Source organism: Paraburkholderia aromaticivorans (assembly GCF_012689525.1).
Taxonomy (GTDB): domain Bacteria; phylum Pseudomonadota; class Gammaproteobacteria; order Burkholderiales; family Burkholderiaceae; genus Paraburkholderia; species Paraburkholderia aromaticivorans_A.
The window spans coordinates 4,426,804-4,450,082 of sequence record NZ_CP051516.1 but is presented as its reverse complement, the minus strand read 5'-3'; the positions used below and the strand labels follow the sequence as shown (position 1 = coordinate 4,450,082).

Genomic DNA, 23,279 nt, shown 5'->3' with positions numbered 1-23,279 from the left:
GCGGTACGGCGACCCCGAAACCGCTCCATCCACACCTGGTACCAAGGAGAAGCTATGCAACACAAGATGAAACAGCTGGCAGGCGCTGCACTGGTTGCGGCGATGTCGCTGGCGGGGACGGCCAATGCTCAATCGACGGAAGATGTGAAGGTCGGCTTTGCCGGCCCGATGACAGGCGCGCAGGCGCACTACGGCAAGGACTTCCAGAACGGCATCACGCTGGCAGTGGAAGACATGAACGCGACCAAGCCGGTAATCGGCGGCAAGCAAGTTCGCTTCGTGCTGGATTCGGCCGACGACCAGGCTGACCCGCGCACCGGTACGACGGTTGCGCAGAAGCTGGTGGATGACGGCATCAAGGGCATGCTCGGCCACTTCAACTCGGGTACCACGATTCCGGCTTCGCGCATTTACGCGAACGCGGGCATCCCCGAAATCGCAATGGCGACGGCGCCGGAATACACGCAGCAAGGTTTCAAGACCACGTTCCGCATGATGACGTCCGACACGCAGCAAGGTTCGGTCGCCGGCACGTTCGCGGTCAAGACCTTGGGCATGAAGAAGATCGTGATCGTCGACGACCGCACGGCCTACGGCCAGGGTCTGGCGGATCAGTTCGAAAAGGCAGCGAAGGCAGCAGGTGGCCAGATCATCGATCGTGAATACACGAACGACAAGGCCGTCGACTTCAAGTCGATCCTGACCAAGCTGAAGTCGGTCCAACCGGATCTGATTTACTACGGCGGCGCGGATTCGCAAGCGGCACCGATGGTCAAGCAGATGAAGGCACTGGGCATCAAGGCGCCGTTGATGGGTGGCGAAATGGTCCACACGCCGACGTTCATCCAGATCGCGGGTGCAGCGGCGAATGGCACGGTGGCATCGCTCGCCGGCCTGCCGCTGGAAGAAATGCCGGGCGGCAAGGACTACGTCGCGAAGTACAAGAAGCGTTTCAACGAAGACGTGCAAACGTACTCGCCGTACGCCTACGACGGCGCAATGGCCATGTTCGACGCAATGAAGAAGGCGAACTCGACCGATCCGGCCAAGTACCTGCCGATGCTCGCGAAGACCTCGATGCCGGCGGTGACGGCGTCGAACCTCGCGTACGACAGCAAGGGCGACCTGAAGAACGGCGGCATCACGCTGTACAAGGTTGTCGATGGCAAGTGGACGACGCTGCAAAGCGTGGGTGGGAAGTAAGTAGCTTTCCTGCTAGTACACTCGGCTGCCGCGTGATGGTGTGACACGGCAACTGGCGCAAAAAAGCCCTGCGGTTTTCGAACACGCAGGGCTTTTTGTTTGATATTTCGCGACGTTGCGTGCCAATTGCACGACAACGCAATTACTCCCCTCGCATCTTCTTCCCCTGCTCACGAATCTGTTCCAACGTCGCGCCCGGCGTACTCGCTTCCTGCGGCATGCGAATCTCGATCACCGCCGCACGCTTCGCTTCAATCGAACGCTTGAGCGCAGGCAGAAACTCCTCAGTTCGTTCCACCGTTTCACCATGCGCGCCGAACGATCGCGCGAACGCCGCGAAGTCTGGATTGGTCAGTCCGGTGCCATATACCCGTCCAGGATAATGCCGTTCCTGATGCATGCGAATCGTGCCGAAGTGACTGTTATTTACCACGATGAAAAGCACGTGCAGGTCGTACTGCATCGCCGTCGCGAGTTCTTGCGCAGCCATCATGAAGCAGCCATCGCCGGCCAGCGCGACGACGGCGCGTTGCGGATACATCGACTTCGCCGCGATCGCCGCCGGCACGCCGTAGCCCATTGCACCACTCGTCGGCGCGAGTTGCGAACGGTAATGGCGATACGAGAAGTGCCGATGCAGCCACGTCGCGTAATTGCCCGCACCGTTGGTGAGAATCGCGTCGTCCGGCAGATGCGCGCGCAACTGCTGGATCACTTCGCCCATCTGCACGTCGCCGGGAATTTGACGCGGTTTGCGCCATTCGAGATACGCGCGATGCGCCTCGTCCGCGGCGCCCGACCAGGCGAGTTTGTCGGATGAAGGCTTCAGCTCCGCAAGCAGCGCTGCCAGCTCCGGCATACCGGACACAATCGGCAGATCCGCCGCATACACGCGACCTAATTCTTCCGCACCTTGATGCACATGCACGAGCATCTGCTTGGTCTTGGGAATGTCGAGCAACGTGTAGCCGTTGGTCGTCGCTTCGCCCAAACGCGGCCCGATTGCGAGCAGCACGTCGGCATCGCGGATGCGCTGCGCCAGCGCGGGATTGATGCCGAGGCCGACGTCGCCGGCATAATTCGGATGCTCGTTGTCGAGCGTATCCTGAAAGCGGAACGCGAGCCCGACCGGCAGTTGCCAGTTCTCGACGAAGCGCTGAAAGTCCGCGCACGCAGCCGACGTCCAACCGCTGCCGCCCGCGATCACCATCGGCCGTTGCGCGCCTTCCAGCAATACGCGCAGCTTCTCGATCTGCGCCGCCGACGGTGACGCCGCGACGCGCTGATAAGCCGGCGCGCCGGCCACCGCGTCGCATGCATCGCTCAACACATCTTCCGGTAACGACAACACCACGGGCCCGGGCCGTCCGGATGTCGCCGTGTGAAACGCATGGCTCAGATACTCGGGAATACGCTTCGGATCGTCGATTTGCGCGACCCATTTCGCCATCTGACCGAACATGCGCCGATAGTCGATCTCCTGAAACGCTTCGCGGTCGAGATGCTCGCGCGCGCATTGGCCGATCAGAAGGATCATCGGCGTGGAATCCTGAAACGCCGTGTGCACGCCGATCGACGCGTGCGTGGCGCCCGGTCCGCGCGTCACGAGCGCGACACCCGGTCGGCCGGTCAATTTGCCAACCGCCTCCGCCATATTCGCCGCGGCTGCTTCGTGACGGCAAACAATGGTCTGGATGCGTTCGGTTTCGTCGTGCAGCGAATCCAGTACAGCGAGAAAACTCTCGCCAGGCACACAGAAAACACGTTCGACACCGTGCGTGAGCAAAGCATCGACGACGAGACGCGCGCCGGTGGTTTGAGCGGCGGCAAATCCGGAAACGGGAGCATTCGGCTGCGACATTGCGATGAAGCCTCCAGGCAGTGCATGAGTGCGGTATGAGGATGCCGCATCGGCAGGACGCAAACCGACGCGGCGCTTCGACAGCTTACGCCGAGCGCGCCTGCGCTGTCACGGCGCAGCGCAACCGTAGTGCTCGCGCGTAACGTGGCACGCAAATAAAAAACGCGGGCCTGATAGCCCGCGTCGTCACTCGTCGTGAAGCCCGTAAAGCACGCGACTCAACACTCGACGATATTCACCGCCAACCCGCCGCGCGACGTTTCCTTGTACTTGGTCTTCATATCCGCGCCGGTTTCACGCATGGTCTTGATCACCGAATCGAGCGACACATAGTGGCTGCCGTCGCCGCGCAACGCCATGCGCGCCGCATTGACCGCCTTCACCGATGCCATCGCATTGCGTTCGATACACGGAATCTGCACCATGCCGCCGACCGGATCGCACGTCAGCCCGAGGTTGTGCTCCATGCCGATTTCCGCGGCGTTCTCGACCTGCCGCGGCGTGCCGCCCATGACTGCGGCGAGCGCGCCCGCCGCCATCGAACAGGCGACGCCCACTTCGCCCTGACAGCCCACTTCGGCGCCCGAAATCGACGCGTTCAGTTTGTACAGAATGCCGATCGCCGCGGCGGTCATCAGGAAGTCCATCACGCCTTGCTGATTCGAGCCCGGCATGAAGCGCGTGTAGTAATGCAGCACGGCCGGGATGATGCCGGCTGCGCCGTTGGTCGGCGCCGTCACCACGCGTGCGCCGGCGGCGTTTTCTTCGTTGACGGCGATCGCGTAGAGATTGATCCAGTCGATCATCGACAGCGGATCGCGCAACGCCAGCTCAGGATTGCCCGACAGCGCGCGATACAGCTGCGGCGCGCGACGCTTCACCTGGAACGGACCGGGCAAGTTACCGTCGGCATCCGGATTGTTGATGCCGCAACCCCGCGATACGCACGATTGCATCACGTCCCAGATCTTCAGCAAGCCCGCGCGCGTCTCCTCTTCCGTGTGCCAGACGCGCTCGTTTTCCCACATCAACTGGGCGATGCTCTTACCGGTCGATTCGCACAGCGCGAGCAACTCGTTGCCGCTGCGAAACGAGTACGGCAGTTGATCGACGGCGGCCAACACTTTCGTGTTCGGCGCGCCGGCGGTCACCACGAAACCGCCGCCCACCGACAGATAAGTCGACTCGCGCAACGTCTCGCCTTGCGCGTCGAACGCACGCAACTTCAGGCCGTTCGGATGCTCGGGCAGCGCCTGACGATAAAACGAAATGTGATCTTTCTGCACGAACGGCACCTCGTGCATGCCGAGCAGCGCCAGCTTGCGGGACACGCGCACGGTTTCGAGCCGCTCAACGATCGTGTCCGGGTCCACGGTGTCGGGCGCGTCGCCCATCAGGCCGAGCATGACGCCGCGATCGGTGCCGTGCCCTTTGCCCGTCGCGCCGAGCGAGCCATACAGATCCACTTTCACCGATGCGGTCGCAGCGAGCAGCCCGTCACGTTCGAGCCCTTGAGCGAACATCAGCGCCGCGCGCATCGGCCCGACCGTGTGCGAACTGGACGGACCAATGCCGATTTTGAAGAGGTCGAACACGCTGACTGCCATTTACTGCTCCCTGCTATTGATAAAGTTGGTTTACCGTGCCGGCAGCGGCAAACACACGGCGAGCCACGCGGGCGGCGTCGGTGCGAGCTGTAGCGCGATCGGCGTATAGCGCCCGTCGAGGCGCGCCGCCAGGTGAAACAGTTCCGTCGCGTTCTTCGGGTCCCACTGACCCGAATAGCCGGGCAAGCCGGCCTCGCGACGTCTTGCATCGAACGGAACGCTCGAATGCACGAATTCTTCATGCGTCTTGCTGCCGGCCGCATACGGCGCCAGCCAGTTGAGCGCGGCTTCCAGCGACGCGCCGTCCGCACCCCTCTCGGGCAGCCAGTTGCGGTTATGGCGACGCGCAGAGAGCGCGGCTGTCACGAGCGGCTGCAAGTCGTAGGTGACGTAATGCAAGGCGTCGCGTTCGCTGAAATCGATCGTCGAACCATCCGGCTCGATGTTGTCGCCGATATGTTCGACGAACAGACGCTGGGCCGCATTGATCATCTTGCGGTTGTCGAGCGTGAACGCGGCCATGGCAATCAGTTTGATCCGATGGCTCTGCCAGTTGTTCCTGAACGTCCCTTTGAGCGGGCGCGGCTGCGCGTCGATTTGCCCGATGTAGCCGTTCGCGAGTTTCGTCAGGAACGCCATCGACGCATTGCGCGTTTTCACCGGCAACGCGCTCGCCGTCATGTCGTACGCGAGAATCAGTCCCTCGAAACGGGTTTCGTCGATGGGATTGAAGCTCGGTTGATAGGTCGTGACCCAGGCGAACAGCAAGCGATCGACAAGCTTGAGATAGCGGTCGTCGCTGGTGGCGCGCCAGGCGAGCGCGGCGTCGCGTAATAGATCGAGATCTTTCTCCGCTTCCACGCTCTGGTCGTAAATGCCTTCGTGCGGCAGCGTGCCTTCGGTATGCAATTTCGCGACCGCATGCGGCTGGTCGTTCAGATGGGCTTGCACATTGCTCACCAGCGCTTTTACGCCGGGATCGGCGTTCGTGCGTTCGCTGGTTTGCAGCGCGGGCGCCGCACAAAAATTCATCGCGGCCTGCGCTTGCCCCAGCGGCAGCAGCACGGCTGCGCCAGCCAACAGCAGCGTGCAGGCTTGCCGCCACTTCGGCGCTCGCGTTGCTTCGGTCCGGCTTTGCATCAATCGCACCTTTCGCGCCATGCGAAACTCCTCGTTAGGCTGATTCGGTGTGTGATGTTAGCCGTTTGCGGCCAGGAGCGACAGAGAACTCAGGACTGAGCGCCGCACCGCCCTACCGCCTCTATTCAAGACAGTGGGCGATGCGCGGCAGTGAGCCTGCTTACTCGTAGTCGGCGATCGGCACGCAGGAGCAGAACAGATTGCGGTCGCCGTACACGTTGTCCGCGCGGCCGACCGGCGGCCAGTACTTCTTCGCGATCAGCGTGGGCAGCGGATAGGCCGCCGTTTCGCGCGCATACGCGTGCTTCCAGTCATTCGCGATGACCACCGCCGCCGTGTGCGGCGCGTGCTTCAGCGGATTGTCCTCGCGGTCCGAGCGGCCTTCTTCGACGGCGCGGATTTCCTCGCGGATCGCGATCATCGCTTCGATGAAACGGTCGAGCTCTTCCTTCGATTCCGATTCGGTCGGCTCGACCATCAGCGTGCCTGGCACCGGGAAGCTCATGGTCGGCGCGTGGAAGCCGTAGTCGGCGAGACGCTTGGCGACGTCGTCGACGGTGATGCCGCTGGTTTCCTTGATCGGACGCAGGTCGAGAATGCACTCGTGCGCGACCAGTCCGCCCGGGCCCGAATACAGCACCGGATAATGCGGCGCGAGTTTCTTCGCGACGTAGTTCGCGTTGAGGATCGCGGTTTCGGTGGCGGCGGTGAGGTTCTTCGCGCCCATCATCGCGATATACATCCACGAGATCGGGAGGATCGACGCCGAGCCGTACGGTGCGCCCGACACCGCGCCGATGCCGTTTGGCGCGCGTTCATAGCCCGACGAAATCTGGTTCGGCAGGAATTGCGCAAGATGCGCGCCGACCGCAACCGGACCGACGCCCGGTCCGCCGCCGCCGTGCGGAATGCAGAAGGTTTTGTGCAGATTCAGGTGCGACACGTCGCCGCCGAACTGGCCCGGCGCGGTCAGGCCGACCATCGCGTTCATGTTCGCGCCGTCCACGTACACCTGGCCGCCGTGCGCATGCACGATCTCGCAGATTTCGCGGACGTTCTGCTCGAACACGCCATGCGTGGACGGATACGTGATCATGATCGCCGCGAGTTTGTCGGCGTGCTGATCGGCTTTCTTCTTCAGGTCTTCGATATCGACGTTGCCTTGCGCGTCGCACGCCACCACGACGACCTGCATACCGGCCATCTGCGCCGACGCCGGATTCGTGCCGTGCGCCGAAGCGGGAATCAGGCAGACATTGCGATGCGCTTCGCCGCGCGACGCGTGATACGCGTGGATGATCAACAGGCCGGCGTATTCGCCTTGCGAGCCGGCATTCGGTTGCAGCGACACGGCCGCGTAGCCGGTGGCGGCGACCAGCATCTCTTCGAGCTGATCGATCATTTCGCGGTAACCGACGGTTTGCTCGGCCGGTGCAAACGGATGGATCTGGCCGAATTCAGGCCACGTGACGGGCAGCATTTCCGAGGTCGCGTTCAGCTTCATCGTGCACGAGCCGAGCGGGATCATCGAACGGTCGAGCGCGAGGTCCTTGTCCGACAGGCTGCGCAGATAGCGCAGCATTTCCGTTTCCGAATGATGACGGTTGAACACGTGATGCGTGAGGTACGCGCTGGTGCGTTCGAGCGCGGCCGGCACCGATGCGGTGTTCGACGCGGCGAGCTTTTCGTCGAGCGTGTCGACTTGCGGCACGTCTTTCGCGCCCGCGGCTTGCGCAAACACTTCGAGCAGATCGGCCAGATCGCGGCGCGTGGTGGATTCGTCGATCGACAGGCCGACTTGCGTGTCGCTCACGCGGCGCAGGTTGATGCGCTTTGCTTGAGCCGCGTCGTGCAGCGCTTGCGTGCGCGCGCCGGATTCGATCGTGAGCGTGTCGAAGAACGTTTCGTTGGTGAGCGTGTAGCCGAGCTGTTTCGCGCCTTCCGCCAGCAACGCGGCGATGCGGTTCACGCGCAGCGCGATGGTTTTCAGACCGTGCGGGCCGTGATAGACGGCGTACATGCTGGCCATGATCGCGAGCAGCGCTTGCGCGGTACACACGTTCGAGGTCGCCTTCTCGCGGCGAATATGTTGTTCGCGCGTTTGCAGCGCGAGACGCAGCGCGGGATTGCCTTGCGCGTCGACGGTCACGCCGACGAGGCGGCCCGGCATCTGACGCTTGAATTCGTCGCGCACGGCCAGATAAGCCGCATGCGGGCCGCCGAAGCCGACAGGCACGCCAAAGCGCTGCGTATTGCCGACGGCCACGTCCGCGCCCCATTCGCCCGGCGGCGTGAGCACGGTCAGCGCGAGCAGGTCGGCGGCGACCACCACGTGGCCGCCCGCTGCATGGATCGCTTCGGTGAGCGCGCGATAGTCGCGCACGTCGCCGTTCACGCCCGGGTATTGCAGCAGCACGCCGAACGCATTCGCGTTTGCCGCTTCAGCAGCCGGGCCCACTTTCACTTCGATGCCGACCGGCGTGGCGCGCGTCTTTACTACTTCGATGGTTTGCGGCAGCACGTCGTCGGCGACGTAAAACACGTTCGACTTCGGCTTGCCGATGCGTTGCAGCAGCGTCATCGCTTCGGCCGCAGCCGTGGCTTCGTCGAGCAGCGACGCATTCGAGATTGCCAGACCCGTCAGGTCGACGATCATCTGCTGGAAGTTCAGCAGCGCTTCCAGACGGCCTTGCGAGATTTCCGGCTGGTACGGCGTGTACGCGGTGTACCACGCCGGATTTTCCAGCACGTTACGCAGGATTACCGTCGGCGTGTGCGCGTTGTAATAGCCCTGCCCGATGTACGAGCGGAACACCTGGTTCTTGTCCGCGAGTTCGCGCAGCGCGGCGAGCGCCTCGGCTTCGCTTTTCGGTTGCGCGAAAGGGCCGAGCGGCAGCGTTTCGGTGCGGCGGATCGTCTTCGGAATAACGGCGTCGATCAGCGCGGCGCGCGACGCGAAGCCGAGGGCTTCGAGCATCGCGTGCTGGTCGGCCGCGTCCGGGCCGATATGCCGTTCGGCGAAGGCGTCATGCACTTCGAGCGCGGCGAGCGAGAGAGGAGTGCGGGTCATCAGACGATCCGGGTGTTCGAGCTTCATGGGTGTTCCTGGCGGTGCGGCGGTCCGTTCGAAAAGGAGGCCGCACCTGTCGGGTTAAACGTAAAGGTAAATCAGGCGCCGATTGACTTGGTGTACGCGTCGGCGTCGATCAGACGGTCCTGCGTGGCGTCCGCGGCCGGCTTGATCTTGAAGAGCCAGCTTTCGTACGGCGTGGTGTTGACCGAATCAGGCGTATCGGCCACGGCGGTGTTCGCTTCGATGATTTCGCCCGAGACCGGTGCGTAGATATCGGAAGCGGCTTTCACCGATTCGATGACGGCAACGGTGTCGCCTGCCGTGACGGTCTTGCCCAGTTCCTGGACTTCGAAGAAGACGATATCGCCGAGCGCTTCCTGCGCGTGGTCGGTAATGCCGACCGTCAGCGTGCCGTCCGCCTCGGTGCGGACCCATTCGTGCGATTCGGTGTATTTCAGATCGGCCGGGATGCTCATCGGATGCTCCTATGCGGTGTGATTCGGGAATAACTTAAAAGGGGCCCCCAAACCTGTCGCTTCGCGCCAGGTCCCCCCGAGGGGGAACAAGAAAACTTGGGGCGGCCCGGCGTTTTCTTGTGAAGGTTTGCGCACGCGCCGGTTTGCTTAAACCGCGAGCACTTTGCCGTTGCGCACGAACGGCAGTTTTACCACGCTTGCAGGTACGTTTTTGTCACGAATCTGAACGTGCACAGTGTCGCCCGGCTGCACGCCTTTCGGCACGCGCGCGAAGGCGATCGATTCCTGCATGGTCGGGGAAAACGTACCGCTGGTGATTTCGCCGTCGCCTTGCGGCGTGACGACTTTCTGGTGAGCACGCAGCACGCCTGCTGCCTTGCCGTTTTCCTTCAGCAGGATCAGGCCGACGAACGCAGCTTGCGAACCGTCCGCTTCCAGCTTGCCCTTGCCGACGAAGTCGCGCGGCGAGGTGAGGTCGACGGTCCAGGCGAGGCCGGCGTCGAGCGGCGAGACGTTGTCGTCCATATCCTGGCCGTACAGGTTCATGCCGGCTTCGAGGCGCAGCGTGTCGCGCGCGCCGAGACCGGCCGGGCGCACGCCTTGCGCTTGCAGCGCGTTCCACAGCGCGTCGACGTGATCCGCCGGCACGATGATTTCGAAGCCGTCTTCGCCGGTGTAGCCGGTGCGGGCGACGGTCAATTCGCCGAACGGCGTATCGTCGATGCGGGCGGCGTTGAAGGGCTTCAGCGCTTCCGTGGCGGCGCGCGCGGCCGGCACGGTTTGCCAGACTTTGTCGCGCGCGTTCGGACCTTGCACCGCGACGATCGCGTAATCGCGGCGCGGCGTGATGGTCAGGCCGAAGCCGCCTTCGGCGTTGAGCTGGCCGAACCAGGCGATGTCTTTATCGGCGGTGCCGGCGTTGACGACCACGCGGAAGTGTTCTTCACCGAAGTAATAGACAATCAGATCGTCGATCACACCGCCGTTCGGATTCAGCAGACAGGAGTACAGCGCACGGCCCGGCGTTTGCAGTTTGCCGACGTTGTTCGCCAGCGCATATTCGAAGAAAGCGCGCACGCGCTCGCCGGTGAAATCGACGACGCACATATGCGAGACGTCGAACATGCCGGCGTCGGTGCGCACGGCGCGGTGTTCGTCGATCTGCGAGCCGTAATTGACAGGCATGTCCCAGCCGCCGAAATCGACCATGCGGGCATTGAGCGCACGATGGGTGGCGTTGAGCGGGGTGTGTTTGAGTTCGGTCATGGGGCCTCGGGCATCTCGCGAAACAAAAAAGGCCATGCGGCGCTACGCCTCCCGGCCTGATGCCTGCGAGCGTGGTGCTGCATGACCCCTCTGTCCTCGATACCTGAGAGATTGCGCTGCCGTGAGAACGTGAGTCCGTCACGGTGAAACGCGCGCCCCTTCGGTGGGCAGCCTGCCCGATCTGCACGCGATTGACAACACGTGCGATGCAGACGGCTACTGCCGCTCTCCAGAGTGCGAAAAACCGGTGCCTCGATGTTGCCTGGACGCGGGTTCTTCGACGCGGTCGGTCCTTTTGCCTGAGAGTTTGCGGGTGTGCCCCTTCGGCGGCGCGGCCTGCGATTTTCTGCGGCCAGCACGCTCTCCCGACGCGTGCGGCGAATGTACGCGAGGGCTGGGGGCTTGTCAAATAAAGGCCTGCGAGCGGTGCGGCGGTTGACGGAGCGTCTCCGCACTTGTCAAAAAAAAAGCGCGGGACGTGATGCCCGCGCTCGTGCTGCTTAGGTGCTGAAGTTGGAATTGATTCTGGCGCGATTATTCGCCGATGGCGCGTGCCGCGTTGTCCAGTTCCTGATTCAGCACGCGCTGTTCGTCACCGGACAGACCGCCGCCATGTTGCGCGGCCATGTCGTGCGCTTCCTGACGAATCACGTCGAGGCGATGGTGCAGCGCGCCGCCTTGGGGCGGCGGGTAATAGCCCTGATTCACGCGGTTGTCGATCCGGCGGCTGAGATTGTCGATGCGGCCGTCGACCTGACGCAGGCGCTGATCCGCGATCTGCTGCGGGTTGGGACGAGGCGCTGGCTGGGGTTGAGGCGCCACCACACAGGCGGCGACGGAACTAAGCAAGGCGCACGCGGCGAGCGCGCGGATAGTACGGGGCATGGACACTCCGGAAGTCATTGTCGTTTTGTGGTGCTACCCGGGTAGCAACGGATGACTACCGGGCCGCGCTGACCGGCAGCGCGGCCTGATTTGTAACGTTATGTTCCTTTCGGGCTTGTCAGGGTTTCTGCCCCGTGTCGCGTGCACGGCGAGTGCTGTTTTAGGTACACAAGCCGTTTCGACGCGTAGGCCAAACCGTCAGCGAATCCGCTCGAACGGCAGCCGGACGCCTTCGTCCGAGCTTCGGCCGGCAAGCTCGATAACCGTCATTACGTCGACGGCGTCCTGTGCGCTCACCGGGAATTTCACGCCGTTCTGGATCGCGTCGGCCACCGCGACATAGAACCCGGTGTAGTCGCCATTGCGCGTCGGCAACTCGCGCTCGACTTCCTGATCGCCTTCCAGCACGCGCAGCACACCTGCGGCATTGCCCGCGCCGAAGCCGTCGTCGCCCGGACGCAGGCCCGCCTTCAACTGATCTTCCTGCGTGTCGAGGCCGCACTTCATATAACTGCCGCGCGTGCCGTGGAGGGCGAAGCGCGGTGCCACCAGCGCCGTCAACGCGCTGGCGTGCAGCACCACTTCAAAATCAACGTAGCCGAGCTGGATGTGCACGTAGTCGGGCGCGCCGGCGTCGTCGCGATGCGTGCGCACCGTTGCCGACACGGTTTGCGGTGTGCCGAACAGCGCCAGCGCCTGGTCGATCAGATGCGGTCCGAGGTCCAGCAGCAAGCCGCCGCCTCGCGACGCTTCTTCGCGCCAACGCTGCCGCACCTCCGGCCGGAAACGGTCGAAGTGCGATTCGTATTGCGTGATCCGTCCCAATTCGCCGCTCGCGAGCAGATCGCGCACGGTCAGAAAATCGCCGTCCCAGCGACGGTTGTGAAACGGCATGAAGAGCTTGCTTCGGGCGAGCGCGATGTTGGCCAGCGTGTGAGCGTCGGCGGCGTTCAGCGTGACCGGTTTGTCGACCACCACGTGCTTGCCCGCTTCCAGCGTGCGGCGCGCCAGGTCGAAGTGCGTGTCGTTCGGCGTGGCGATCACGATGCAGTCGAGTTCATCGAGTGCAAGCAGCGCGTCGAGGTCGGCCACCACCTTCGTATGCGGATAGTCGGCGAGCGCGCGCTCGGGCTGGCTCGTGGCAATGGCCGCGACGCTCGCGCGGCCGCAGTGCTCGATCATCGGCGCATGAAAGGTCGCGCCGGCGAAACCGTAGCCCATCAATCCAATCTTCAGCGATGCGGACATGCGTGTCTTCCTGCAAAAACGGCGCGCCGCTTTGCCACGGCGGCGACGGCGCGCAACACCGCAATTGTGGCATGTCCTGAAGGTGGACCGTCAGCGTCGTCGTGGGCGTGGGTCGCCGCTATCCGTCAGCACAATCGTGTTAACATCGCTCCTCTCGCGCGTTTGCCCAGCGGGGCGGAACACCCTCGCACCGCGCGGGGCGCCCGTTCCAGTCGCCGGGGCCGCGCAGCATGCCCCGAGCCTTCGGCCGGCGAAATTGCGCCGCCACGCCCTCAACCGCATTACCCATCCACAGACGATGTCCGCAGGCCTGAACCCCGCTCAAAATGAAGCGGTCCGTTATCTTGACGGTCCGTGTCTCGTGCTCGCCGGCGCAGGTAGCGGCAAGACGCGCGTGATCACGCAGAAGATCGCGCACCTGATCGAAGCCAAAGGCTTCGAGCCGCGCCACATCGCTGCCGTCACGTTCACGAACAAGGCCGCGCTGGAAATGCGCGAGCGCGTGGGCAAGCTGCTCGAAGGCAAGACGCTGACCACGCCCGGCAAGGAAGGCCGCAAAGTGCCCGTCAACCAGTTGACGGTCTGCACCTTCCACTCGCTCGGCGTGCAGATTCTGCGGCAGGAAGCGGAACATGTCGGTTTGAAGCCGCAGTTCTCGATCATGGATTCCGACGACTGCTTCGGCATGATCCAGGAGCAGGTCGGCTCGACGGACAAGGGCTTCATCCGCAAGATTCAGTCGATCATCTCGCTGTGGAAGAACGGCATGATCATGCCCGAGCAAGCGATCGCGATCGCCGCGAACGAGGATGAACATCAGGCCGCGATCGTCTACCGCAATTACGTGGCGACGCTGCACGCGTATCAGGCAGTCGATTTCGACGACCTGATCCGTCTGCCCGCCGAACTCTTCGAGAAGAACGAGCAGGTGCGCGACCGCTGGCAGAACAAGCTGCGTTATCTGCTGATCGACGAGTATCAGGACACCAACGCCTGTCAGTACGAACTGGTGAAGTTGCTGGCCGGCAAGCGCGCGGCATTCACGGCGGTCGGCGACGACGATCAGGCGATCTACGGCTGGCGCGGCGCGACGCTCGAAAATCTCGGCCAACTTAGCAAGGATTTTCCGAAGCTGCACCTGATCAAGCTGGAGCAGAACTACCGCTCGACCGTGCGCATTCTGACTGCCGCGAACAACGTGATCGCGAACAATCCGAAGCTGTTCGAAAAGAAGCTGTGGTCCGAACACGGCATGGGCGACACGATCACCGTCACGCCGTGCAACGACGAAGAGCACGAGGCCGAGTCCGTGGTGTTTCGCCTGTCGGCGCACAAGTTCGAGCGGCGCGCGAATTTCCGCGACTACGCGATTCTGTATCGCGGCAATTTCCAGGCGCGCATCTTCGAACAGGTGTTGCGGCGTGAACGCATTCCGTACGTGTTGTCGGGTGGCCAATCGTTCTTCGACAAAGCCGAGATCAAGGACATCTGCGCTTATCTGCGTCTGATCGCCAACGCGAACGACGACCCCGCGTTCATTCGCGCGATCACCACGCCTCGCCGCGGCGTCGGCAATACGACGCTCGAGGCGCTCGGCTCGTTCGCGGGCCAGGCCAAGGTGTCGTTGTTCGAGGCGGTGTACATGGGCGGCATCGAGGCGCGTCTGTCGCCGCGGCAGATCGAACCCATGCGCGTGTTCTGCGACTTCATGCAGCGCCTCACCGATCGCGCCGAGAAAGATGCCGCCGGCACGCTGCTCGACGAACTGATGGACGCGATCCACTACGAGGCGTATCTGTACGACGCGTTCGACGAGCGTCAGGCGCAGTCCAAGTGGCAAAACGTGCTGGAGTTCATGGAATGGCTCAAACGTAAAGGCACCAAGGCTGAGCCCGCGGGCGCGGCGAACGACGAAGCCACCGGCTACGACACCGCCGACGGTCTCGGCGACACCGGCAAGAGTCTGCTCGGCCTGATCCAGACCGTGGCGCTGATGTCGATGCTCGAAGGCCGCGAGGAAGATCCCGACGCGGTGCGGCTTTCGACGGTGCATGCGTCGAAGGGTCTGGAGTATCCGCACGTGTTTCTGGTGGGCGTCGAGGAAGGCATCATGCCGCATCGCGGCGGTCCAGACGACGAGCCGATCGACGATGCGCGCATCGAGGAAGAGCGTCGCCTGATGTACGTGGCGATTACGCGTGCGCAGCGCAGTCTGCATCTGAACTGGTGCAAGAAGCGCAAGCGCGCGAGAGAGACGGTGGTGTGCGAGCCGTCGCGCTTCATCCCCGAAATGCTGCTCGACGACGCGCCGCCGCCGACGCCCGAAGAAGCGCCGATGTCGCCGAAAGACCGGCTCGCGAGTTTGAAGGCGCTGTTGCAGAAGCCTTGAGCGGGCGCTGCGAACGTTGAGATCGAGTGGGCCTGTTTGCCAGCCGAAATATAAAAAAATCCCTGGACCGCGTCGCCGCAGTCCAGGGATTTTTTCTGATGCGGCAAACGCCGCGAGCGTTTTACTTCGCCGCGGTGACCATGTAGTCGACGGCGGCCTTCACGTCCGCGTCGGAAGCAGTCGAGCCGCCCTTCGGAGGCATCGCGCCCTTGCCGTGCAGCGCGTAGTTATAGACCGTGTCCATCGGCTCCTTCAGACGCGGCGCCCAGGCGTCCTTGTCGCCGAACTTCGGTGCGTTCAACACGCCGGCCGCATGACAGGCCTGGCAAACCTGCTGATACAACGCCTTGCCGGCTTGCGACGCGTCCGCGCTTTGCGTGCCGCCCGCTGCTGGCGCCGCCGCTTGCGGCACGCTGGCCATGGCGGCCATTGCTGCGGCGGCCTGAGCCGCACCCGCGTCGGAAGCGCCGGCCGGCGCCGCGGCTGCTACGCCGGATGCCGCCGCTGCTGCGCCCGCTGCCGGCTGAGCCGGTTCAGGGAAACTTCCGCCAGAATTGTTCGCCATGTAGGTGACCGCGCGGGCGATTTCGAAATCGCTGTAATCGTCCGGGCTGGTGCCGCCGCGCGGGGGCATCGCGCCTTTGCCGGAGAGCGCCGTGTGAAGCAGCATGTCGAAGCCCTGCGCGATGCGCGGCGCCCAGTCGGCGGTATTGGTGAATTTCGGCGCGCCTGCCGCACCCGACGCGTGACACGCGGAGCACACCGCCTTATAGACTTCCTCGCCGCTCTTGTAGACGCGCGGCGCGTTGGCGTCGCGAATGTCGACCTGGGCGAACGGCTTGATGCGGGCGGTCACCTCGGCTTCGGAGAGAGAGTCGGTGCCGGCGCCGGTGCGCGTCGAATTGTCGACGTAGATCACTAGCAGAACGATGATGACGATCGGTACCGCAAAACTGGCGATGATCGCGGCGACGAGCTGCCCGGGGGTTTTGATCGGGGCTCCGTGTGGTGCTTCGCTCATGCTTGTCTCGTCTCCGTGGGTATGTGAGCGGTACAGCGTGACGGCAACTTCTTGTTCTTTATTCAGCCACGGACGATTATAGACGGAACATTTCGACGGCGGCGAGGGGCGTGGCGAGGTGTTCAGCAGGCGTTTACCCGCATCGCGCGGGTTGTCCGAAAGACGCCGGATACCGCCGTTCAGGCCGTCCGGTGGACGGTATGGCGGAAACCGGGTATCCTTTCGGTCTCGCTTTGGCGTCGCATCCGTTCTGGTGCCGCGCTTTCGTGTGGAAGCGCCCGTAGCTCAATGGATAGAGTACTGCCCTCCGAAGGCAGGGGTTGCTGGTTCGATCCCAGCCGGGCGCACCATAAAGAGTCGATCTCGCTGAAGGGCTTACGCAATCTGCGCTAAGCCCTTTTGTTTTTTTACGGTCCTGTCGTGTTCAGACGAGCGCCGCCTAGGCTCCCACATTCCTGCAATTAGCTGTTCCGCGACGCACTACGTACGCTCGCGTGCGCTCTGCAAAAATCATCCTAAAACGTGCGCTTTATTTCTATTGAAAATTAAGAAGCAGACGTTTGAATGTCTGCATGCGGAAATTTCGCATTGCCCCATTCTATCCGATTAATTAGCATGTTTTGGTCATGCAACTTGCGTCGCGCGTGAATATCCCCGGAGCGGCATTTCGGCATCGCTTCACTGATTAATAAGGTGTCGCGCTTTATTCGCGCGCCAATCGTTTTATTGCAGGTCATGCACAAAATAACCCGGCTGATTTTAACTGCATCGATCATGATGCTATCCAATCTCGTCCACGCGCAATCGGTGGCGCCTCAAACGGGCGCAAGCGAGTTTGCCGGTCCCTATGTGGGTTTCAAGATGGGTGTGAATACCTCCGATGCCTCAGGCGTCGTCAATAAAGCATCGCATACCACGGTTTTTCCGGGTTTCACGGCGGGGTATAACTTCGACGTCGACCGCTTTGTCGTAGGCGCCGAAGTTTTTGCCGATCTGCATCATGGCTCAACAACCTATAAAGACGGCGGAATCGATGCGAAATTCGGCATGCCGTTCAATCAATTCATGCCATATGTACGCGTTGGATTGACCACGGATTGGCCGGATGTACGCGCCCACTGGGGTTTAGGCGTCGAATATAAATTCGCTAAACACGTGAGCACGGTGGGCGAATGGACAACCGACACCAGCAATCACGACGGCACCCGAAGAACAAATAACAGTTTCACAATCGGCTTGCAATATCACTTCAACTAACGCGCTGGATTCGCGACCGCGTAGCTAACCGATTGAGCTTGAACAACCGCCTTCACCGCAACAAGGTTGTTGAAAGCGCCCCCTGCCGTTAGAATCCCCCGGTCACTGGGGAGTAGCCTTCCTTCATCCTTTGAAGGAGAGCGCGTCAACATACTTGGCCTGCGGGTCATGGCGCGTTCGACCGGGTCGGTTTGGCGAGACCATTGACGCACTGCCTCGTTCTGGTCGGACGGGCGGCGGTGCGTCATTGGTTTGTTCATCTACGTCCGACCGCGGAGCAATCCTGTGGAACATCGTCGTACCCTCCGAGTCTCCCCTTCTGCCCGTCCGCCGCGCCGCTGCCTCTGCGTGGTTGCGGAGCGCCGCGCATGACCGGTCTTCTGTTAGAACTTGCCATCATGCTGGTCGTCATTCTGGTGGCGGCCGAGCTCTTCACGAATGCACTCGAGCATCTGGGCGAACGCCTCAAGATTTCCGAAGGTGTAACGGGTTCGCTATTCGCCGCCGTCGGCACCGCGTTGCCCGAGACGCTCGTGCCGCTGCTCGCGATCGCCGGCGGCACGGCCGATAGCGCAGTCAATCAGGAGATCGGCGTCGGCGCGATTCTCGGCGCGCCGCTGATGCTCTCCACCCTCTCCACTTTCCTCATGACGCTAGCGATTCTCGGCTCGCGCGGCGCGCGCGGCTGGGTCTCGCCGGAACGCACGGGCTTCACGCGCGACCTCAACTATTTCCTGTTTGCGTTCCTGCTGGCCGCCGCTGCGATGTACGTGCCGCATGAGCAGATGATCGTGCGCGCGCTCTTCAGCGTGGCGCTGGTCGGCGTGTACGTCACCTATGTGGTGATGACCTTCCGTGCATCGAATGAATTGGTCGATGCCGGCCACGGCACCGAAGCGCCGGGCAAGATGCTGATCTCGCGTCTCGGCGTGCCGACCAACCTCGCGACGATCGGCGTGCAACTGGCGCTCGCCGTCGCGTTGCTGGTGTGGGGCGCTGAAGGCTTCATCCACGGTGTGCGCGGCGTGTCGCAGGTGCTCGGCGTGTCGCCGCTGCTGCTCTCGCTGCTGATCATTCCGATCGCTACCGAGCTGCCCGAGAAGGTCAACAGCATTCTGTGGATTCGCCGCGGCAAGGACACGCTCGCGTTCGGCAACATCACCGGCGCGATGGTATTTCAGGGCACCTTGCTGCCCGCGATCGGCATTCTGCTGACGCCGTGGGTGCCGCGTATCGAAGTGGTGACCGGCATCGTGATCACGCTCGCCGCCGCGGCGTGGCTGCGGCTCAATGTGCGTGAGCGCGGCGTGCCGGTGTGGGCGTTGCTGGTTTGCGGCGTGCTCTATGCCACGTATCTGGCGATCACGCTGAGCCGCTAGACGAGCCATCGTCAACGGTAAAAACAGTCGCGGAAGGCCGCTTGCCCGACGGCCTTCTGCGTTTCAAGCTTAGTTCGCTGGGCTCTTCGTCGCCGCTGCGGCCGTTGTCGCGCTGTCCGGCTTGAACATGGTTCTCCAGTCATTTTTCATATCGACGACAAGCCAGCCTTTCGCGCCAGCCTCGTCCAGACCTTTATCGAGCTTGCCGCTTTTCGCCGCGCGGTCGTACGCGTATTCGCGTTCCGCGTCCGTGTGATGCACGAGCGCGGCGAGGCGTGGGCCATCGCCTGCCGAGGTCCATTCGAGCATCGGCGCGTCGCCATCCGCGTTACCGAATGCGATCACCGGACGTCTGCCGATCACTCGATCGATGGCAAGCGGTTTGGCCGAGCCGTCGACCAGCGTGTCGACCTGCGCGAGGCGCGTCAGCGAGACCGAACCGTTGCTCTGGCCGTACCGGTATTTGACGGTGCTGCCGGTCACCTGCTCGGGCGGAATGCCGTACATGCGCTGAGCCACGTCGCGGACGAACTCGACGTCGCCGCCCGTCACCAGATAGGTCTTGAAACCATTCGCGCGCAGATAGGCGAGCAACTCGAGCATGGGCTGATACGCGAGATCGGCGTAAGGCCGGTTGAAGCGCGGGTCACTCGCGGAATCGAACCATTCGTGCACGAGTGCGGCGAACTGATCGCCCGTCATGCCGGCGTGGGCCGCCGCCAACACCCGCATCGAGCCGGTGTCGCCGCTTGCCGCCACATTCCTGAGATTGCCTTTGAGGATCGAGCGGAACGGCTCCTGGTGCTTCCATTCCGGATGCCGTCCGGCCACCGTCTTCACACGTTGCAGCGCAAACACCAGTTGCACCGAGGCCGGTTGCTCGGGCCACAGTGTGCCGTCGTTATCGAATACGGCGATCCGGTCGGCTCGTGGGATGAAGTCCCTGGACTCGGGCGTCGTCACCAGCGTCACGAAGTCGACGATCGAGCGTTTGGTCTTCGTGTCGTTCCATGACGCCAACGCGGCGGCCGTCGATGCGCCGGTCTGCGACATGCCGTCCTGGCGCGGCGTCACGGAGCAAGCGGAAAGAAGGACAACGGTGAAGGCAATGCAATACCGGTGCAGCGTGCGAATCATGAAAGCCTCATCGAAAGCGGTGGGTCGAATTCAAGCGAGCGCCAGTCTAATGGGCCAAAGCGGTTATCGCAGCCGTTGTGGGATTTTTTCGACATTGACGGTCGAGCCTGTCTCGGCAAAACACAATGCCAATTGAATAAGCGGGCAAGTCGGTCGCGACTGACTAGGCTTTCGGCCGTGTTACAAATTTATCTCTGTAATTTCTGAAATCGTTGCTAGTATTCCCAACGATGCCAGCGTGGTGAATCTTCTCCTTTCCGCATGCTTCGTTTGATGCGGCGTCTCTCGTTTCAAGGAGCGCTCATGCAAGCCCCGTATTCAGCTGCGCCACTTTGCCAGATTGTTCGAGTGACATAACGCGCGTTATTTGTGTGATATCGCGTCCGGCTGCTCATGGCTGCCCGGACGCGCGAACACGCGCGTGAAATGAATTTGATTTAGATCGGTCGCCCGAACACCACTCCTTCGAAATGATTTTGCGTCAGGCAAAGGCAAGTGATCGCCTATAAGAAATACCCATAAAACGAGGCTCGATAATGGGGTACAGCTGCGCGTTTCGGTTGGGGGCGTTAAGCGCCTCCGCGTTCGTGTCGTCGCCGGTCTTCGGACAGGCATCTGCCGCCGACGCCAATAAAAGCAATAACCCGCTCAATCTCGCCGCCTCTTTCAATCTCCAGAATTACTACATGCCGAGCGTGTTCGGCACCATGCACGACGGCAGCTGGACGTTTCCGACACCCCAGAAGCGCTGAGGCTCGCATGGACGACCCGGACATCGACATGCACAAGAAAGCGGCGACATGGGTGACGGCGGCCGTGCTGGCGTCGGTCGCCGCGCCGATCCTTGCGAAGACGCAGCAGCGTCCGTGGTCTGCCGCGACGGCCGGCGCGGCGTTCGTACCCGGTCCGGTGGCCGGCGACGCAATCTCCGAGGAATACGCGCGGCTGGTGGCGCGCCAAACCTACTTCTGGGCGTGGCCGCTGGTGAACGTCTACAACCGTTTGCTGGCGATGCAGCGGGTGCCGCGGCCGGGGCTGAACGGCGGCGTCGCGCCGGTCGCACCGCCCAACCGCCTGGCGATGTTGCGTGACTACGTCCGGCCTCCCGCGCGTCATGTCACGTACCCGAATCGCGAATTGATCGACGGTTGCTCACTCCTCGACTTGCGCACCACGCCGGCGATCGTCCAGGTGCCGGATTTCGGCAGGCGCTTCTGGGTCTATCAGGCCATCGATCTGCGCACCGATAGTTTCGCGAGCCTCGGCAAAATGTACGGGTCGCGGCCGGGCTTTTATCTGTTGGCCGGTCCGGACTGGCACGGCCACGCGCCGAAGGGTATCCGCCAGATGTTCCGCTCGCCCACTCCGATAGGCATATTGATTCCGCGAGTGTTCATGGACGATACGCCGGAAGACCATGCGGCGGTGCAGTCGCTGATCAGCAAAATCGGCGTGTACCCGCTCGCGGACTACGACGGCGAGTTCAAGGAAACGGACTGGTCGGCACTGCCCGGTTTCGGCGCGGCCCACCGCGCCACGCATGCAAGCGCGGAAGAGATCAAATGGGTCGATCCAAACCGTTTCTGGGACCTATTGCCCGCCGTGCTCGACCAAGCGCCGCCGCAGCATGGCGAAGAGGCGCTCTATGCGCAGGCGCGCGCGCTGATCGCCGCCGCGCGCCACGACGAGGCACTCAGGAACGCCGTCATCGACGAAGCGGCGAGAGCCGAAGCGGATCTGATCGCACCGCTCTCCAACTTCAATCTGTTCGGCAAGCGGCTTCCGGGAAACTGGAACACCTTCAGCAACGGTGCAGCCTTTGGTACGGACTACTACTCCCGAACGGCAATAGCGGCGTCGCATATCTTTGTCAACAAGGCCAACGAGATAAAGTGTTTTTATTCGGATACCGATGCATCTGGCCAATTTCTTGATGGCGACGGCCGCTATACCGTGACTTTTCATAAAGACCGGTTGCCGCCTGTCAAAGGCTTCTGGTCGCTGACCTTATATGACTCGCACCACTTTCTTTCAACCAACACGCACAACCGCTACACGCTGGGCACCAGGAACAAACACCTGAAGTTCGACGCAGACGGCTCGCTCACGCTCCACGTGCACAACGCGAGACCCAGCGACGACAACTTCGCCAATTGGCTGCCGGCGCCGGCCAACGAGGTGTTCTCCCTGCACTTGCGCGCCTACTGGCCGCAGCAAGCGCTGCTGGATGGCAACTGGACGCCGCCGCCAATCGTGCGCGAAGCCTGACTGCCCAGATGCGGTTCCGGAGGACTGAGAATGCCGAATTTCCATTCGATGAGGACGACTATGAGTCAACCTAACTGTTTCTTCGCAGCCAGGCGGCTCGTTGCCGGATTGTGCAAAGGCGCGCTTCTGACCACCGTCGGCGTGAGTCTCTCCCAGACGGCGTGGGCGACGGAAGGCGGCATCGGCCGTCCGATCACCGGCCAGCAGGTCACGCCGTACGGCGGCGTCGTGCCGCCCACCGACGACTGGATCGTGTCAGCCGCCACGATCTATTACGAAGGCTCGCTGGGGGCGAGCAAATCGATCCCCATTGCCGGACAGGTGACGGCCGGCATCAATGCGACGGCCGAATACACCATCCTCGCCGCGGTCAAGACGTGGGGAATTACCGTGGGCGGTTGGAACTTTGCGTCGTCGTTCGGTGTGCCGGTTCAGTACACCAACATCTCGTCGTTTCACGGCCGCTTGCCGAACGACCACGGCACGCAGTTCGCCGATTTCTTCGTTACGCCAGTCATTGCCGGCTATCACCTGACCAAGACCGACCACGTCGCGTTGAGTGTGCAGATCTACGCGCCGACTGGTGCGTACAATCCGAACCGGCTCGCCAATGCCGGACAGAACACGTGGACCTTCACGCCGACGATCGCCTATACGAAATTGCTGCCGAAGGAGAACATCGAGTTGTCGTTGAATTACGGCCTCGAGTTCTACACGCCCAATAACGACACCCACTATCACAACGCGCCGGTCAGCGTGCTCGATCTGCTCGCGCTCAAGCGCTTCAGCAGCGGCTGGGGCGTCGGCGTGGTGGGCGGCTATATCCAGCAGATCGGCCATGACAGCGGCGGCATTGCGGACATCGTCGGCGGCAGTCAGGGCCATTCCGTGGGCCTCGGGCCGATGGTCACGTGGTCCGGCAAAGTGCAGAAAACCCCTGTGTCGGCTGCGCTGCGCTGGGTCAACGAATTCAACACCAGCAACCGGCCGAAGGGCAATGCCGTGCAACTGTCGGTCAATGCGACCTTTCAGTAACGCCGCTGCATGTGACGTGTGACAGGCGCGGTGC

The 23,279-nt window shown here is 62.5% G+C and carries 17 protein-coding genes, 1 tRNA gene and 3 riboswitches; of the genes, 8 read left to right on the top strand and 10 right to left on the bottom strand.

The window, feature by feature from the left end:
• The first annotated feature begins 54 nt into the window (after positions 1-54).
• The gene (locus HF916_RS48450) at positions 55-1,203 is read left to right on the top strand and encodes a branched-chain amino acid ABC transporter substrate-binding protein (protein ID WP_168795591.1); all 1,149 of its coding nucleotides are present in this window, start codon (positions 55-57) and stop codon (positions 1,201-1,203) included.
• Between the two features lie 142 nt (positions 1,204-1,345).
• On the opposite strand, the gene HF916_RS48445 is transcribed toward HF916_RS48450, so the two are convergent.
• The 8 genes from HF916_RS48445 to HF916_RS48410 all read right to left on the bottom strand — a co-directional run bounded on the left by HF916_RS48445 (position 1,346) and on the right by HF916_RS48410 (position 12,759).
• The gene (locus tag HF916_RS48445; protein ID WP_168795590.1) at positions 1,346-3,064 is read right to left on the bottom strand and encodes a thiamine pyrophosphate-binding protein; all 1,719 of its coding nucleotides are present in this window, start codon (positions 3,062-3,064) and stop codon (positions 1,346-1,348) included.
• 218 nt (positions 3,065-3,282) lie between these two features.
• A complete protein-coding gene (locus HF916_RS48440; protein WP_168795589.1) occupies positions 3,283-4,671 on the bottom strand; it encodes an L-serine ammonia-lyase in 1,389 nt (462 codons plus the stop codon).
• Between the two features lie 30 nt (positions 4,672-4,701).
• A complete protein-coding gene (locus HF916_RS48435) occupies positions 4,702-5,832 on the bottom strand; it encodes an alginate lyase family protein (RefSeq protein ID WP_168795588.1) in 1,131 nt (376 codons plus the stop codon).
• A gap of 139 nt (positions 5,833-5,971) precedes the next feature.
• Positions 5,972-8,908, bottom strand: a complete 2,937-nt coding sequence (gcvP, locus tag HF916_RS48430; RefSeq protein WP_168795587.1) for an aminomethyl-transferring glycine dehydrogenase — start codon at positions 8,906-8,908, stop codon at positions 5,972-5,974.
• Positions 8,909-8,979: 71 nt separating this feature from the next.
• Positions 8,980-9,360 (bottom strand): glycine cleavage system protein GcvH, encoded by a 381-nt coding sequence (gene gcvH, locus HF916_RS48425; protein WP_091797895.1) that lies wholly within the window; start codon positions 9,358-9,360, stop codon positions 8,980-8,982.
• A 147-nt stretch (positions 9,361-9,507) separates the two neighbouring features.
• On the bottom strand, positions 9,508-10,626 hold the full coding sequence (gene gcvT / locus HF916_RS48420) for a glycine cleavage system aminomethyltransferase GcvT (RefSeq protein WP_168795586.1): 1,119 nt from the start codon (positions 10,624-10,626) through the stop codon (positions 9,508-9,510).
• An 80-nt stretch (positions 10,627-10,706) separates the two neighbouring features.
• Positions 10,707-10,869: riboswitch (glycine riboswitch) on the bottom strand.
• Between the two features lie 34 nt (positions 10,870-10,903).
• Positions 10,904-11,004, bottom strand: a riboswitch (glycine riboswitch).
• 156 nt (positions 11,005-11,160) lie between these two features.
• The gene (locus tag HF916_RS48415) at positions 11,161-11,511 is read right to left on the bottom strand and encodes a hypothetical protein (protein WP_168795585.1); all 351 of its coding nucleotides are present in this window, start codon (positions 11,509-11,511) and stop codon (positions 11,161-11,163) included.
• A gap of 198 nt (positions 11,512-11,709) precedes the next feature.
• Positions 11,710-12,759 carry an oxidoreductase gene (locus tag HF916_RS48410; RefSeq protein ID WP_168795584.1) on the bottom strand — a complete coding sequence of 350 codons (1,050 nt, stop codon included), beginning with the start codon at positions 12,757-12,759 and terminating at the stop codon, positions 11,710-11,712.
• A 298-nt stretch (positions 12,760-13,057) separates the two neighbouring features.
• On the opposite strand from HF916_RS48410, the gene HF916_RS48405 reads away from it, so the two are divergent.
• Positions 13,058-15,148, top strand: a complete 2,091-nt coding sequence (locus HF916_RS48405) for a UvrD-helicase domain-containing protein (protein WP_168795583.1) — start codon at positions 13,058-13,060, stop codon at positions 15,146-15,148.
• Positions 15,149-15,269: 121 nt separating this feature from the next.
• Here the strand turns inward: HF916_RS48405 and HF916_RS48400 are convergent, their stop codons facing one another.
• A complete protein-coding gene (locus HF916_RS48400; protein WP_168795582.1) occupies positions 15,270-16,169 on the bottom strand; it encodes a c-type cytochrome in 900 nt (299 codons plus the stop codon).
• Between the two features lie 274 nt (positions 16,170-16,443).
• Between HF916_RS48400 and HF916_RS48395 the strand changes: the two genes are divergently transcribed.
• From HF916_RS48395 to HF916_RS48380, 3 genes are all read left to right on the top strand, one after another.
• Positions 16,444-16,519 (top strand) — tRNA-Arg (locus HF916_RS48395).
• A 385-nt stretch (positions 16,520-16,904) separates the two neighbouring features.
• Positions 16,905-17,426 (top strand): outer membrane beta-barrel protein, encoded by a 522-nt coding sequence (locus HF916_RS48385; protein ID WP_168795878.1) that lies wholly within the window; start codon positions 16,905-16,907, stop codon positions 17,424-17,426.
• Positions 17,427-17,521: 95 nt separating this feature from the next.
• Positions 17,522-17,698, top strand: a riboswitch (yybP-ykoY riboswitch).
• 96 nt (positions 17,699-17,794) lie between these two features.
• Positions 17,795-18,805, top strand: a complete 1,011-nt coding sequence (locus tag HF916_RS48380; protein ID WP_168795581.1) for a sodium:calcium antiporter — start codon at positions 17,795-17,797, stop codon at positions 18,803-18,805.
• 69 nt (positions 18,806-18,874) lie between these two features.
• Here the strand turns inward: HF916_RS48380 and HF916_RS48375 are convergent, their stop codons facing one another.
• Positions 18,875-19,942, bottom strand: coding sequence for an HAD family hydrolase (locus tag HF916_RS48375; RefSeq protein WP_168795580.1), 1,068 nt, complete (start codon positions 19,940-19,942; stop codon positions 18,875-18,877).
• 536 nt (positions 19,943-20,478) lie between these two features.
• Here HF916_RS48375 and HF916_RS48370 point away from each other — a divergent pair.
• Genes HF916_RS48370 through HF916_RS48360 form a run of 3 tightly spaced genes read left to right on the top strand, consistent with a single transcriptional unit; the run spans position 20,479 to position 23,245 of the window.
• A complete protein-coding gene (locus HF916_RS48370; protein WP_168792184.1) occupies positions 20,479-20,694 on the top strand; it encodes a hypothetical protein in 216 nt (71 codons plus the stop codon).
• Positions 20,695-20,701: 7 nt separating this feature from the next.
• Positions 20,702-22,210 carry a DUF1254 domain-containing protein gene (locus tag HF916_RS48365; protein WP_206001996.1) on the top strand — a complete coding sequence of 503 codons (1,509 nt, stop codon included), beginning with the start codon at positions 20,702-20,704 and terminating at the stop codon, positions 22,208-22,210.
• A 60-nt stretch (positions 22,211-22,270) separates the two neighbouring features.
• Positions 22,271-23,245 carry a SphA family protein gene (locus HF916_RS48360; RefSeq protein WP_240975739.1) on the top strand — a complete coding sequence of 325 codons (975 nt, stop codon included), beginning with the start codon at positions 22,271-22,273 and terminating at the stop codon, positions 23,243-23,245.
• Positions 23,246-23,279: the final 34 nt, after the last annotated feature.